The sequence below is a fragment of the Candidatus Methylacidiphilales bacterium genome, assembly GCA_028713655.1.
Taxonomy (GTDB): Bacteria; Verrucomicrobiota; Verrucomicrobiia; order Methylacidiphilales; family JAAUTS01; genus JAQTNW01.
On sequence record JAQTNW010000063.1, the window covers coordinates 1 to 14,084 of the forward strand.

Annotated in this window: 17 protein-coding genes; 15 read left to right on the top strand and 2 right to left on the bottom strand. The window is 55.1% G+C overall.

What is annotated here, in order from left to right; all coding sequences use genetic code 11:
* Nucleotides 1–655, top strand: a 655-nt coding sequence (locus PHD76_14400; GenBank protein ID MDD5263030.1) for a hypothetical protein, incomplete at its 5' end; no start/stop codon positions are given.
* 168 nt (nt 656–823) lie between these two features.
* On the opposite strand, the gene PHD76_14405 is transcribed toward PHD76_14400, so the two are convergent.
* A complete protein-coding gene (locus PHD76_14405; protein MDD5263031.1) occupies nt 824–1,237 on the bottom strand; it encodes an OsmC family protein in 414 nt (137 codons plus the stop codon).
* 93 nt (nt 1,238–1,330) lie between these two features.
* On the opposite strand from PHD76_14405, the gene PHD76_14410 reads away from it, so the two are divergent.
* The 8 genes from PHD76_14410 (at nt 1,331) to PHD76_14445 (ending at nt 7,871) form a co-directional block, all read left to right on the top strand.
* Nucleotides 1,331–2,230: a beta-ketoacyl synthase N-terminal-like domain-containing protein gene (locus tag PHD76_14410; protein MDD5263032.1), complete on the top strand. Its 900-nt coding sequence runs from the start codon at nt 1,331–1,333 to the stop codon at nt 2,228–2,230.
* Nucleotides 2,217–2,936 (top strand): SDR family NAD(P)-dependent oxidoreductase, encoded by a 720-nt coding sequence (locus PHD76_14415; GenBank protein ID MDD5263033.1) that lies wholly within the window; start codon nt 2,217–2,219, stop codon nt 2,934–2,936. Before PHD76_14410 ends, PHD76_14415 begins: the two co-directional genes overlap by 14 nt.
* Nucleotides 2,937–2,960: 24 nt before the next feature.
* Nucleotides 2,961–3,098: a hypothetical protein gene (locus PHD76_14420; protein ID MDD5263034.1), complete on the top strand. Its 138-nt coding sequence runs from the start codon at nt 2,961–2,963 to the stop codon at nt 3,096–3,098.
* The gene (locus tag PHD76_14425) at nt 3,098–3,361 is read left to right on the top strand and encodes a phosphopantetheine-binding protein (GenBank protein MDD5263035.1); all 264 of its coding nucleotides are present in this window, start codon (nt 3,098–3,100) and stop codon (nt 3,359–3,361) included. The genes PHD76_14420 and PHD76_14425 overlap by 1 nt, the downstream gene beginning before the upstream one ends.
* Complete coding sequence (locus PHD76_14430) at nt 3,358–4,587, top strand: beta-ketoacyl-[acyl-carrier-protein] synthase family protein (GenBank protein ID MDD5263036.1); 1,230 nt, start codon at nt 3,358–3,360, stop codon at nt 4,585–4,587. The genes PHD76_14425 and PHD76_14430 overlap by 4 nt, the downstream gene beginning before the upstream one ends.
* A gap of 235 nt (nt 4,588–4,822) precedes the next feature.
* The gene (locus PHD76_14435) at nt 4,823–5,791 is read left to right on the top strand and encodes a lysylphosphatidylglycerol synthase transmembrane domain-containing protein (GenBank protein MDD5263037.1); all 969 of its coding nucleotides are present in this window, start codon (nt 4,823–4,825) and stop codon (nt 5,789–5,791) included.
* Nucleotides 5,792–6,059: 268 nt separating this feature from the next.
* Nucleotides 6,060–7,115 carry a 3-deoxy-7-phosphoheptulonate synthase gene (locus tag PHD76_14440; GenBank protein MDD5263038.1) on the top strand — a complete coding sequence of 352 codons (1,056 nt, stop codon included), beginning with the start codon at nt 6,060–6,062 and terminating at the stop codon, nt 7,113–7,115.
* A gap of 165 nt (nt 7,116–7,280) precedes the next feature.
* Nucleotides 7,281–7,871, top strand: a complete 591-nt coding sequence (locus PHD76_14445; GenBank protein ID MDD5263039.1) for a hypothetical protein — start codon at nt 7,281–7,283, stop codon at nt 7,869–7,871.
* A 9-nt stretch (nt 7,872–7,880) separates the two neighbouring features.
* Here PHD76_14445 and PHD76_14450 read toward each other — a convergent pair whose 3' ends face one another.
* Nucleotides 7,881–8,549 (bottom strand): DUF3431 domain-containing protein, encoded by a 669-nt coding sequence (locus PHD76_14450; GenBank protein MDD5263040.1) that lies wholly within the window; start codon nt 8,547–8,549, stop codon nt 7,881–7,883.
* A 94-nt stretch (nt 8,550–8,643) separates the two neighbouring features.
* Between PHD76_14450 and PHD76_14455 the strand changes: the two genes are divergently transcribed.
* The 6 genes from PHD76_14455 to PHD76_14480 form a co-directional block, all read left to right on the top strand.
* A complete protein-coding gene (locus PHD76_14455) occupies nt 8,644–9,612 on the top strand; it encodes an ABC transporter ATP-binding protein (GenBank protein MDD5263041.1) in 969 nt (322 codons plus the stop codon).
* Entirely contained in the window at nt 9,609–10,403 is a 795-nt protein-coding gene (locus PHD76_14460) for an ABC transporter permease (GenBank protein ID MDD5263042.1), read from the top strand. Before PHD76_14455 ends, PHD76_14460 begins: the two co-directional genes overlap by 4 nt.
* Complete coding sequence (locus tag PHD76_14465; protein ID MDD5263043.1) at nt 10,400–11,032, top strand: SCO family protein; 633 nt, start codon at nt 10,400–10,402, stop codon at nt 11,030–11,032. Before PHD76_14460 ends, PHD76_14465 begins: the two co-directional genes overlap by 4 nt.
* Before the next feature lies 1 nt (nt 11,033).
* Nucleotides 11,034–11,456 carry a DUF420 domain-containing protein gene (locus tag PHD76_14470; GenBank protein ID MDD5263044.1) on the top strand — a complete coding sequence of 141 codons (423 nt, stop codon included), beginning with the start codon at nt 11,034–11,036 and terminating at the stop codon, nt 11,454–11,456.
* A gap of 833 nt (nt 11,457–12,289) precedes the next feature.
* Entirely contained in the window at nt 12,290–12,790 is a 501-nt protein-coding gene (locus tag PHD76_14475) for a YcxB family protein (GenBank protein ID MDD5263045.1), read from the top strand.
* Between the two features lie 84 nt (nt 12,791–12,874).
* A partial coding sequence (locus PHD76_14480) for a hypothetical protein (GenBank protein MDD5263046.1) occupies nt 12,875–14,084 on the top strand: 1,210 nt, incomplete at its 3' end.

The window sequence follows — 14,084 nt, forward strand, 5'->3', positions numbered from 1 at the left end:
ATACCCGGCGCTGCGTGAAAACCTCCTGTTGGTGGCGCGTGATTTTCCGAAGCTTGAGGTGTACTACTGGATTTCGGCCTGGAAGCAGCAGGCGGATGAATTTCTTCAAAAACTTTTGCAACAGGACGACACCATCGAGTCGAGCCCCGAAAAGGAACCCGACTGGGTCTGGAAACTGTGGATTCGCGTGCGTGGCTTACCGGATTTGGAGGAGTTTTTGAGTGACAAACCACAGGTCAGTTTAAAAATCTGGCCCATCCTGCTTGATGCCTGTGTGGAGCAGCAATTATACGAAAAGGCCTACAAGCTGCTGAAAAAAAATCTGGATGAACCGGCTCTGCCGCTTTTTCCTGAAACGGAAAAGAGCCTGATCGAAGCCAGAAAGAACCTGCTCAAAACGCCGGACGATCCGGTGTCGATTTTTATTGTGATCCGCTCCGCCCAAAAAGCCGGGCATTCTGACGAGATATTGGAGCAACTCCTGCCATTGATGGAAAGGCCGGGAATACCGCGCTACTTCTCTTATTTCATCAGCCAGGCTTATGCGATGAAGGAAGACTGGCAAAAGGCGTACGATTATCTGAACCGCTACCGTAATTTCAAGCCCGCGCCCAACCCGGAGCCCGTGACCCCCGCTGAAATGAAGGGGAGTTAATCCAAATTTCCCACACTTCGTTGGAAATTTGGATTGTGGAATCCCAGCATCCAACATCAGCGCTGAAGATTGGCGAGCTTGCAGGCTGTATCTTCCGACACTCTGTTCGTCTCTGTTGTCATCTTGTTCTCCGCATCCTGTGTCGCGCATCGAATCCCAAGGGGATTTTTAGTTTTCCAGATAATGAAACCGCACCGGCTTTTGAACGTCCGGATGCAGGCTGTGATGCACCGGGCATGAGAGGGCGGCTGTCTCCAGAGGCTTGCAATCCGGATGGGTTGAAGGCAGCGGAACCCAAATCTCCACGCTCAACCGCGCAATCCGCCGCGGCGTGTCGGTGGACATTTCCTTGCCCGCTTCAAGCCGCATTCCCCTCAAGTCGATTCCATGCCGCTCCGCATAAATGCCCATCACTGTCGCCATGCATGTGGCCAGGGCCGTAGCCACAAGGTCGGTGGGCGAAAAGGACTCGCCGCGTCCGTGGTTGTCCACCGGAGCGTCTGTTTCCAAGGTCCGTCCGGAGGGTTCATGCTTTGCCTCGCAACGGAGTTGCCCTTGATATTCGACCGTTATTTTAACCATAAATGATCCTATTGTTGTGTGAATTCAAACTGACCCACTACCTCATTATTCACAAGCTTGCAGGTTGTGGAATAAGCAGGTTAAATTTCCAAAATGGCAAAAGCAAGCAAGGTGCTGATCACCGGCCTTGGCTGTATCACTCCCTTGGGAAACAGCCTTGAAGAGACCTGGACAGCCCTGCAAAAGCCCCACCTTTCCAAGTCAACAAAAGTCCGGTCGTTCGATTTCAATTCCAGACTCTACGACCGCAAGGCCCTGAAAGTCATGGATCGCCGCACCCGGCTCGCTCTTGCCGCCGCGTTTGAAGCTGCAGACGTCTCAGGGTTGGACTGTTCCGAAGCATCCTCCCGGCGCGGTATTTCACTGGGAATCGGTTTCCCGGATCCCGGCCTTGAAGACATCTCAGCCGCGCTACAGGACAAACCGGAGCGCTCGCCTGCTGGCCGCCTGTTGGACAATCTGAATCCGCTCTGGTTGCTCAACCATTTGCCGAATATTCCCGCCTCCCACCTGGCGATTCAATTCAAGGCAAGCGGCCCTTCCTGCACCACTTCCTGCGGACGTCAGGCCCTCCAATATGCGGCTGATGTCATAGCCGGAGGGGAGGCAGATTGCATGATCTGCGGCGCGAGCGATTCCAGTATTTCCCCACTCTATATAGCATGTGATTCAGAGATGAATAGCGGCTGCGCGGCCAGCTCTCCGTGTGAAGGGGCTGCGATTCTGGTATTGGAATCGGAATCCCATGCGATGCGGCGCAACGCCAAAATCCTGGTTGAAATTGCAACCGAAACACAGGACTCCGCTCCCGGACGGCTTTCGGAACTTTATTTGGCCTATCAAGAACATGCGGGAAACCCTCTTTCGGCGGCGTCATCGATTTTCTGCGCCCTGGCCATCAAAGCCCTGTCGCAAGACCGGCAATTGCCGGGCATTCCAAAATTCCCGTTATGCTGGCTGGAGCCGGCTCCTCTTTTTCATGAGTTCGCATAATCTTTCTGGACAAACCGCAGTCATCACCGGGAGCAGCGGCGTTGTCGGGCAGGCCCTTTGCCGGGCTTTCCGGGAATCGGGCGCCGGGGTGATAGGGCTTTCCCGCGGCATTGAAGGTAATGCTGTGGAAACAAAACATTACGCGGTTGACCTTACGGACCCATCCGCCACGCGCAACACCTTCGAGCGGATCGACAAGGAACATCCGCCGGTGGATATTTTGATCAACAACGCCGGGATCAATCGCCCGGCCCTGGCGGCGGCAATGACAATGGAAGACTGGGATGCGGTGTTGTCCCTGAATCTCAAGTCCGCCTTGCTTTGCATTCAACAAGTTGTTAGAAAGATGATGTCGCGGCGGAGAGGCGCGATCCTCAATATCTCCTCCCTGGCTGCCGGCCATCCGTTGGCCGGGCAACCGGTTTACGCGGCAAGCAAAGGGGGGCTTGAAAGCCTGACACGTTGTGCGGCATTGGAATTGGCGTCCAAAAATATCCGGGTCAACGCCATTGCGCCGGGCTTTCTCGACAGCCCGATGCTTCATTCCCTGGACGAAGCGGCCCGGGCAAAGCTTCTGAAACAAATCCCGCTCGCGCGCTGGGGCAGCCCGGCGGAAGTTGCGGACTGCGCGTTGTTCCTCGCCTCCGAACGGGCGGCTTATATTACAGGGCAGGTTTTCCACGTCGATGGCGGCGCGGGGATGTGAAACAAGAAGTACGCACATGACCGTATGAAAATATTTTCCCGACCCTGGGATGCGGGGCGTGACGCCCCCTTGAACTCGCAGCCGGGACGGCCGCGCTACACTGCGGAATACGACATGGAAACCTTGAAGATACCGCATGAGTTCTGCCATGATGAAGCGTGATGACTTTTGAAGAAATTCTGCAGGGGGTGAAGGAAGAAACAGCCGGGGCGCTTGGCATTGAGCCTGCTGAAATCTCCGAAACCCACCTTCTGGTTGCCGATCTGGGCGCCGAATCCATCGATTTCATCGACCTCACCTTTCGGCTGGAAAAGCGCTTCCACTTTGATATTCCGGAAGGCGAGCTTTTTGAATCGAGCGCCACTCCCGCCTCGCAGCTCAACGTCCGCTCCGTGGCGGAGTACATTCAGAAATTGCAGCCTTGAAGCCGCGCATCGTCATGACCGGCATGGGCGTTGTTTCCCCGTGGGGCGCCGGCACGGATGTGTTTTGGGAAAACCTCAGCCGGGGACGATCAGCCGTCCGCCGCCTCGAAAACCCGGATTTGAAGGATTTGCCCGCGGGCATTGCCGCGACAGTACCCGGGATTCCCGCCTTGCGATTTGATTTGGAGCTTCGAAACACCAGACCCCGGGTGCTGAATATGGCGCTGGCGGCTGCGGAGGAGGCCTGGCTATCCGCTAAACTCCAACATCCAGCCCAAAATCATGACAAGACGGCGCTATGCAGTTCCGTCGGATGGGGGCCTTACGAGGAAGCTGATTTGCTATCCATCGCAACAAGCCAGCTTCCGGCAGACCCCTCATTTCTTCACAGAACCCAGGCGGGCTTTGGCGATGCCGCGTTGCAACGCCATTTTCGCATTCGTGGTCCGGTGTTTTCCTGTCTTTCCGCCTGCGCCGCCTCCACTCAGGCGCTGGGTTACGGCTGCAGCCTCCTGCAAACCGGCAGGGCAGACATTTGTCTGGCCGGTGGCGCAGATTCGCGGATCCATATCCTGGGAGCCGCCGGGTACAGCCTGTTGAAGGCGCTCGCAACCGGGTGGGAACATGCGCCTGAAATCGGCAGCCGCCCCTTCGACCGCAACCGCAACGGATTTGTCATGGGCGAGGGGGCCGCTTTTTTCATCCTGGAAACATTGGAACACGCCGAAGCCCGCGGCGCGGCGCCTAAGGGAGAGATTGCCGGGCATGCCGTCACATGCGACGCCTACCGGTTGACCGATCCTGAACCCGATGGCGCGGGCGCGGCGTCCTGCATCCGCCTCGCGATCGAAAGCGCGGGTTTAAAGCCTGCGGATATCGATTATATCAATGCGCACGGCACCGGGACTCCGGCCAACGACGCGGCGGAAGTCCAGGCGCTACGCCGGATTTTTGGAGATATGGCTTCACAAATCCCCATCAGCTCGTTCAAATCCATGTTTGGCCATCTCTCAATGGCCTCGGGGGCAATCGAGGTGGCTGGCACATTGCTTGCGCTTAAGAACGGGATTTTGCCGCCCACCCTGAATTGTGACGACACCGAATGGCCGGAGCTGGACTTTGTCCCGCACAAGCCGCGCACGTTTCAGGGAAGGATTGCGTTGAAAAACTCCTTCGGGTTTGGCGGGCAAAATGCCTGCCTGGTTTTGAAGCGTTTCGAATCCTGACTAGTAATTTCACCACAAACGCGACTGTAAGAATGCAGGATGCTCTAACGCAAAGAGCAGAAGACGCCAAGACGCAAGCGACTGATTTACCGCAGCGGGGAATGGATTTTTTTAAAATTAATTTACTAAAAGGTTCAATTTTCAAAATCCGCGCAAATCTTTTTAATCTGCGGATAAATTTCGTTCATCCCGCTTGCCAACAGCTTGTCCGGCGGTATTTTGGCGGCCTGCCATTATGAAGAAGCCTGCATTTCCCTGGTCCCTCCTGCTGCGCTTCCTGGCTACGGCCCTGATTCTCATCCTGGTCTATTTCTACAACCGCAATGAGTGGCCGCATCAGATGGCAATCATCCGGCGTTCCAATCCTGTCTGGCTCCTTGCGGCTTTTTTGTGCTACGGCATCACAACCGCCCTGGGCATCTGGCGCTGGCATGTCCTCCTGAAGGCCTGCCATGCGAAAATGAAACTTTCCCGCACCATCCAACTGACTTTTATGGGGCTGTTTGCCAACCAGTTCATGCCCGGCGCCATGGGAGGCGACGTGGTCAAGGCCATCTATACCAGCCGCGAAATCCCGCATATCAAACCGACGGTGATCATGTCCATCGTCATGGAGCGGCTCCTGGGCTTCGTCGCCATGTTTTTGGTTTCCACCGCCCTGATTTTGTCGCGCTACGAACAATTGACCCGCGACCCGATCACGCGTTTCGCGGTCCATCTTTATCTCGGCGTATTTTTGATCGTGATCGTGGTGCTCGCGGTCGGAGCCTGGAACCGGGCGGGCGACTTTTTGCCGTTTTGGAAAAAGTTGCCGTTCCGCGAAGGGCTGCGCGAAGCCGGACAGGCCTATCAACTTTTTCTTCGCCATCCCTCCTGTTTCTGGGGCGGCCTTGTTCTTTCGGCTCTGGCGCATTTTTCCCTCATGCTCACGTTCTATTTTGTGTCCATAGCCCTTCAGATGGATCTGAATTTCATCGACCTTGCGGCGGTTCTGCCGCTCATTGCCGTGGTCACCCTCATTCCGGTGACCATCAACGGCTTCGGCCTCCGGGAAGTCGCGTTCCAGCATTTCCTGAGCTTTGCCGCCATGACCAAATCCTCCTGTGTGGCGCTTTCCCTCGGCGGGACTTTTCTCATCCTGATCTGGAGCCTCGTGGGCGGCCCGATTTACCTGCGTTACGGACGCAAACCGAGGAATCCGTAAAGGGAAGTTTTGGTTAAGTTTTCAAGTTCCAGGTGTTCGGTTTCAAGTGGAGCGATTCGCGCCCATTTTTGAGCCATCGGCTCTCAGTTTTTAGCTCTCAGCTTTCAAAATTTTGTATTCCACATTTCCTCCATCTCGTTTTCGTGATTTTCGTGTGTTTCGTGGGCAAGCTTCAGCGTTCTTCCTGTAAAAAAGTGTTCTCCAGTTCCGCGTTTCCACTGAATTTTTCACTCGCCCAAGCGGACGTATCGGCTAGAATTACCCTTCCATGTCGTTGACCCCGGTCCAGAATTTGCATGTCAGAGAAGTTTCGCGGTTGATCTCGCCGGCGAAACTCAATGCGCTGCACCCTGCGAACGCCTCCCACTACCGGCAGGTCACGGAACACCGCACCGTCCTGCAAAACATCCTTTCAGGCAGGGACAAGCGGATGCTGGTCATCGTCGGCCCCTGTTCCATCCATGACCCCAAGGCCGCCATGGAATATGCCACGAAGCTCAATGTCCTGCGCAAGGAACTCGAATCCAGACTCTATATCGTCATGCGGGTCTATTTTGAAAAACCCCGGACCACCATCGGATGGAAGGGATTGATTTATGATCCCGCCCTGGACGGCAGTGAAGATATCGACTCCGGCCTGCGCATCGCGCGCAAGCTGCTTCTTGAAATCACGGAGCTCGGGCTTCCCGCCTCCACTGAATTTCTGGATCCGATTGTCCCGCAATACATCACAGACCTCATCAGTTGGGCGGCCATTGGCGCGCGCACCACGGAATCCCAAACCCACCGGCAGATGGCCAGCGGATTGAGCATGCCTGTCGGTTACAAGAACAGCACGGATGGGAGCCTGCAAGTCGCCATCGACGCCCTGGGCGCTTCCATGCATCCGCACAGTTTTCTGGGAATCGATGCCGATGGCTTCACCTCGATCATTCGCACCACGGGAAATCCGTGGGGGCACATCGTTTTGCGCGGCGGAAACAAACGCACCAATTACGACGCGGACAGCATCCGCGAAACGCAGGCATTGTTGAAAGCGGCTGGTTTGCCTCCCGTGGTGATGGTCGATTGCAGCCATGCCAATTCTGGAAAAGTACCCGCCCGGCAGGAAGACGTGTGGAACAGCGTGTTGCAACAGCGCGCGGCGGGCAACGACAACCTGGTCGGCATGATGTTGGAAAGCTACCTGGAGGAAGGCAGCCAAAAAATTCCGGAAGATAAAACAAAGTTGAAGTACGGCGTTTCCATCACGGACCCATGCATCAGTTGGCCCACGACCGAGCGTCTTTTGCGCGGCGGCTACGAAATGTTAAAGCCAGTTTAAGAGGCGGGTTTTGAAGATTTTTCAGAGTATTCACCGGACATTTCTGGATGCCGGTTGCCCTCCAGATCGGGCCATTTTCCCGGCTTATACGGGCATTTGATTAGATACTCGTTTACCCATTTGGTTTGACATTAGTCAATCTGCTTGGTAGTTTAGATTACCGCCATGCACACGTCACAGACAGTGCTCAGTTCGATCATAACTCTCAACCGTTTGGAAGAAGAACTCAAGGCCCTTGGGGCTTATTCGAAAAAACGCTCCGAACTTGAAAAAACCATCAATCGACTGCGCCCTAAAATCCCGCACACTGTACTTTCCCACCATGACCGCATCCGGGCCAAGGGCCGCCGCAGCATCGCGCCGGTCCAGGATTGGATCTGCCACGGCTGTTACATTACAATACCCATTGGCTTGCGCCAACCGTTGAGCCTGGCAAACGACCTTTTTGTCTGCGAAAACTGCGGTTCGTACATTTATCTGCCGGATGGCACCGAGAACCGCCCGCTGGACATTTCGCCCGCAGTATCCAAACGCTCCAAAAAAATCGCGGCTGTCGTTGCGCAGCAAGTCAAGGACACGAAGGATGCCAAGGATATCAAGGAAGCGACCGCGGCCAAACCCAAGGCATCGGCTACCCCCGCCAACGGCGACCGTGTCGCCATGATGCGCGAATTGATGGCCAAAATGCGGAAATCCGACGAGCAGGAGGTTGAGGCCTCCAAGGATCTCAGGACGGTTGCTTCAGCCAGAAAATAATCGTTTGAGCTATGACTCAGACGGAGCAATCAATCGTTTGATAGGTTTCAGATAAACCGTTTCCTTCCCGTCCAATATTTCATCCGCCGCACCCGTTACCCCAAACACCCGGTCCCAGACGCGTTCCAGACAGTGTGGCGCCAATTCCATCCGGAGCGCCAGCTCCAGCACCCTTTCATAAAAAGACCTTGGCCGTCCGCGAATGCAAGCCGATGTCACCGCAAATTGCGCGCCCGCATAAAAACGGAACCCTTCCGGGCACTCCTGCCCGAACAGCGCCGTATAAAATTCTTCCATAGGCAACTCACAGCGGCCGGGATTTTTGCTCCAGGGCACAAACAGCCGCCGTCCGTTTTTGTCGTCCGTATCGATCAAAAAGCCCAGCCACAGAAAATTCTCCACCGCGCGCGCGCCCGAGTTGAGGTCCCGCAGCACGCGGTGAAAATCATGGGCATGATCAAAGGGCTTGCCCTGGCAAAAAACCGTCAGGTCGGCCAGGTGCTCATACTGTGTTACAATATGATGCAGATAGGTGTGGGCCTCGCGACCGGCGTTGGGCAAATCAATTCCACCCGGCAAGGTCTTTCCTTTATTATACAGATGAACCCGCACGGCGGCGGGGATGTTGCCCATCCAGGAAACGTCTTCTGCGTAACGCGCTACAACGAGATCGATCATTCCGGCTGCATGCTACATTTCCCCGCGCAAAAGTGAAGCCTCCCGCTCAAAACACTCTTTTTGGAAGTTTTTGGTTTAGATTTTTAAAAAATGTGTGATACCTTCACGCACCGTGCCCGATATCATCTCAGCCTCAAATCTCGTTTACAGCTATGGCAAAACAACACGCGCCCTCGACGGGGTGTCGCTGGGCTTCCCGCCGGGCAGGATTTCAGGACTCCTGGGCCCGAACGGGAGCGGCAAATCCACTTTGTTCAAATTGATGACCACCCTGTTGCGTGTGCAGAAAGGGGAGTTGCTGGTCTGCGGCCATTCCGTGAGCACCCGCCAGCACCTGGTCCGGCAAAAGCTCGGCGTGGTGTTTCAATCTCCCGCGCTCGACAAAAAACTGACCTCGCGCGAAAACCTGATCCATCAGGGCCATTTGTACGGCTTGCGGGGACCGGACCTTGCAGCCCGCATCGAACATTGGTCCGCAGTCCTTGGGATTGCGCCCCGGCTTGATGAGATCGTGGAAAAGTTGTCAGGCGGCCTGCAGCGCCGGGTAGAGATTGCAAAAGCGCTTCTTCACGATCCCGAAATCCTCCTCATGGACGAGCCTTCCAACGGCCTGGATCCCCTGGTGCGGCGGGATTTGTGGAAAACCCTCAAACAACTTATCTCCAAATCCCGCAAAACGATTGTTCTCTCGACTCATTTGATGGACGAAGCCCGCCTCTGCCATCATCTTGTGATGCTCGACAAGGGCAGGGTCGTGGGCAGCGGCTCGCCGGAGGAAATGATCGATGAGATGGGTTCCGTGCTGGTGCGCATCGAATCGGAAAAACCGAGGAGTTTGCTTGGAAAACTTCAGGAGGATCCCGGAGTGGACGGGAAAATCGTGGAAGGCATCATCCGCATCGAGACGCAGGGCATGCCCGCGGGACGGAATCTGATCGCAAAAATCATCAAGGCGTACAGCCCGGAAATACAGTCCATCAGCCTGTCCAAACCGACTTTGGAAGATGTGTTTGTTGCGCGGGCAGGCCGCAATTGGCACGATGACGAGGAAACCGATAAATGAGACCCAACCCCGCCACACATAACCTTCTGGCCACCTGGACTCTTTTACAACGCGAGATCGTCCGTTTTTTACGGCAGCGCAACCGGATCATCGGCGCCCTTGGATCGCCCGTAATTTTCTGGCTGCTCATCGGCTCCGGCGTCGGACGCTCGTTTCAAATGCCCGGCGCGACAGAATCGATCACCTACATGCGTTATTTCTATCCCGGAACCATGCTGATGATCGTCCTGTTCACGGCGATCTTCTCCACCATTTCGATCATCGAAGACCGGCAGGCCGGATTCCTGCAGGGCGTGCTGGTTGCGCCGGTTTCACGGGCAAGCATCGCCTGGGGCAAGATTTTGGGCGGTGCGGTTCTGGCAATTGGGCAGGCTCTTATTTTTCTTATCCCCGCCAAATGGGCCGGGATACCGCTTCCTCTTGACGGGTTGCCGTCGTTGCTGGCCGTGCTGGTGTTGCTTTCCATCGGCCTGACAGCGCTGGGTTATCTCGTGGCCTGGCGCATGGATTCGATCCAGGGTTTCCACGCGATCATGAATCTGTTTCTGTTGCCCATCTGGCTGTTGTCAGGGGCTTTGTTCACCCTCGACGGCGCCTTTGGCTGGATCCGTTGGATCATGGAATTGAATCCCGTCACATACGGGTTGCACATCATGCGCACGGCTCTGGATCCTGCGCAGGCGGTGGCGGGCGCCTATCCTTCGATTCCGGTTTGTTATGCGATCACGATCATCGGGGTCTTTGTCGTTGTCGTATTGTCGGTCTGGGTCACGCGTGAGGAACGTGCGTGAGCGGGAACAAGGCTTCGGGCCGGCTCTTGAAATGGTTCTTTGCCATTGCGGGCGTCATGTTCGTGATCAACATGTTTTATGCCGTGCATTTGCTGCAAAAGCCGCCCGGCAGCGAAGCCTCCAAGGGCGCCAAGCTGGCGGAGTTTACCCTGACAGACCAGAATGGAAAACCTTTCAGTCCTTCCCAGTTGAAGGGCAAGGTGTGGGTCGCCGGTTTTATTTATACGATTTGTCCCGGGCCCTGCCCGCTCGTCACGCGCAACATGGCCGTTGCCCAGCAACTGCTTTCGGGAACAGGCGTTGAATTTGTCACCATCACGGTGGACCCCGACTATGACACGCCGGTTGTGCTGAAGGAATACGCCAAAAAATTCGGGGTTGACGAATCCCGCTGGCATTTCCTGACCGGCCCGCGCCTGCAGGTTTATAAAGTCATCCAGGAAGGTTTCTTTTTGGTGGTCGCGCCGGCGGATGCAAGCACGCTCTCGGAGACGGGGCCTGTCGTTCATTCGACGCGCATCGCCATTTTGGACCGCAAGGGGTTCATTCGCGAATATGTGGATGGCACGCAACCCGACTCGCCCGGCAAAGTGAAGGCGGCTGTGGCAAAATATCTGGCGGAAAAATAGAATGAGAGTGGAAGACCTGCCGCTGCTCAATGCCACATTGAACGGCCTGACCACGATTTTTCTGCTGGCGGGCTGGATTGCGATCAAGTCAGGGCGCGTGGATGTCCATCGCAAACTGATGGCGACTGCGTTTTGCGCCTCGACGCTTTTTTTGATTTCCTACCTGGTCCACAAGGCGCTGCACGGGCATACCCCCTTTCAGGGTCATGGCTGGATTCGCCCGGTTTATTTTGGCCTGTTGCTCTCGCATACGATTCTGGCGGTGCTGAATCTTCCGCTGGTTTTGCGCGTGTTGTATCTGGCGGTTTCGGGCCGTTTTGCGGAGCATCGCCGCCTGGCGCGCTGGGTTTTCCCGCTTTGGCTGTATGTTTCCGTCACCGGGGTGTTTGTGTATCTGATGCTCTATCAGTGGTTCAGACCCTGAAGCACTAACACAGGTTTAACCGCAGAGGTGAGACCGAACTTAAAACCGGGATTGAACCACGGATAAACACGGATGGACGCAGATTTGTTTTGGTGCTCAAAAGGAGCGCGGGTCACGGAGTCGCCTGGGAGACCGTCCCGCCTCGTTGCAAGTCGAATATGGAGTGCGGCGGCATGACGCCGCTTTCCATTACGGGCGACATGTCGCCCGTTTCAAAAGCGCAGACATGTCTGCGCACTCCAGGGTCCGCAATGGCGGACGAGCCATCTCTTCACTGCGCCCAATTGTGGCTTGTCTGCGGTCTAAATTTCTGCATGCTGGTGTCATCGGTATGGCGCTTCTGAAAGAAAACGGCTTCAATTCCCGGGATAGGTTGAATTGCACCTATCTGGATAGGCTTGAATCCAATCTAATACACTGTTAGGCAGAATAAATGAGCATTTGGTCTCTCATCACTGTTGCAGCCATTCTAGCACTCATGCCAACGCTATGGGTCGAGAGAAAAGACAGATGGCGTCCGCCTTGTGTGTTTGCGCTTATTATGTGGTTCGCTTTGGGCAACGTGTTTCCGTATGCCATTGGAGAGGCTAAAAACTACCAGCAGAATTATCTCATTGGCATATTTGCCATTCCCGCTGTGATCCTGCTTTCCGACTACATAAGTTGGAGATTTACCCAGCCGTTTTACTCGCGACTGTGGATAAAACTGAAAGGCCGAACAAGGTGATGGACCGCAACTACTCTAATCGCTGCGCGATTCCTTCTGTCATACGACATGCGGCGCCAGCCAGAAGCAAGGGGGTAGCGGGTCATTACGAACGTTAGGCACAAGAATGAAGATCTGTTATAACCTCACACGTTTGGATTTATTACACGCACGAGTTGTCCGATTGCTGGCAAACCGCCCACAGATTGTTCTGCTCCTCGCTATATCAGGGTTCTTCCTCATCACAGCATTCACCCAGGAAGCCAATGCTTCCAAGGATGTGACCTACAAGATCATATATGCTGGTATTGAGATTGTTTTCGTTGTCGGAGCTGGACTGGTGGGAGGCGTTCTCATGATTGTCGCGCAGTGTCTAACGACGAAAGGAAAGGGAGTCTTGGGCAAACACACGTTGGAAGTGACTGATGAAGGTTTGGTTGAAACAACAGAATACAACACATCGATTCACCGCTGGCCGGCATTTCACAAAGTGACTAAATCGCGAGGGTTTCTTTGGATCTTTGTTACGGACTCACTCATCCACATTGTACCACTAAAGCGCCCGCTACTGGAGGGGAACCTAGCGGACTTTGTCGAACAGATTAAACGGAGGACGGAAAGTGCCTAATCAGGCCATCCACGCAACAGCCTACACGCCGGGCGTTGCGCCTGTCATGATAGCTGGCTGCTGTCGGACTTGGATAACATGGCAATGAAATTCCTGATTCTGTTTGCCACGCTGGTCTCGGCGCATGAAATGTTCGGCGCTGAGCCGGCATTTGATGTCAGGCTTGATTCGTTGAGCAATCATAACAGCTCCGCATCTCCGAATTACGATCAAAGCCATTTTCCCGCGAATTTTGGAACCAAGTCGCTTGTTTCCAAAACGCAGAGAATCGAGATTGACCCCGCCAAAACGGATATGTCCATGAATCCCGTAACGCCGGGCCATGTGTCACGGATGGATGTCCACACGCTGATTCCATCCAGGCCGGATCTCCGATGGTTCGCCCATCTCATGACCTGGTGGGGGAACGGCTTCCCGTTTAACATAGGAGTGGATTGCGACACGGCCGATTACGCCAAGGCGCTGGTGACGGACTTGATGAATCGCGGCTTCAACGGCGTAATCATCGACGGGGCCGACGCGAACCCGAAAAGTCGCCCTAACAGGGTTGCGCGCAGGATACAAACGTATCTGAAGACCCTTCCGCCCCACAGTTTTACGTTCATCGTGATGGTGGATAATGTGCGTTCCTGGGCCAAAAATAAAACGTCTCCCCAACAAGACCTTCAGGAGGTGGTGGAGTACTGCAAGACGAATTACTTTTCGGATCCCAACTACGAACGCGAGGAAGGGAAGCCGATTCTGATGTTCTTCCATGTCCGCAAGAATTTCGGGAGCGCCCTCGGGGAGGCGCAGGGGGCGGCGGCGATGGCGGCGGTAAAGTCGGCCACCGGTGGTAACATGGTCTGGATTACCGCATCGATGAAATATATTGATGAAGCCTGGGCGGATCAAATCTTCGGCTGGGTGATGGACTACCCCGACGGCGTGAATCCGGACGACCCGTATCATCTGTCCACGGATAAATGGTTTTGCGACACTATTTCGAAGCACCCGCAGAAGAAGGCGTTCGGCGCGATGGTTGCCGGTTTCAACGGTACGCTCACAAGATCAACAGACTGGTCCTTGGGACACTATCTTCCGCGCGGGAGCGGAGCCTGTCTGATTCAGCGGGCGCAATTGCTTAACACCATCATTCCCCGCAATGTGACCCGGATGCAATGGGCCACATGGAACGACTGGGCGGAAGGCTCCGCGGTCGAGGCCGGCATTGAGAACGATGTGACGGTGACCGCAACGGTTCAGGAATCGACATTGAGCTGGACGGTCACGAGCGGTACGGGAGACGAGACGA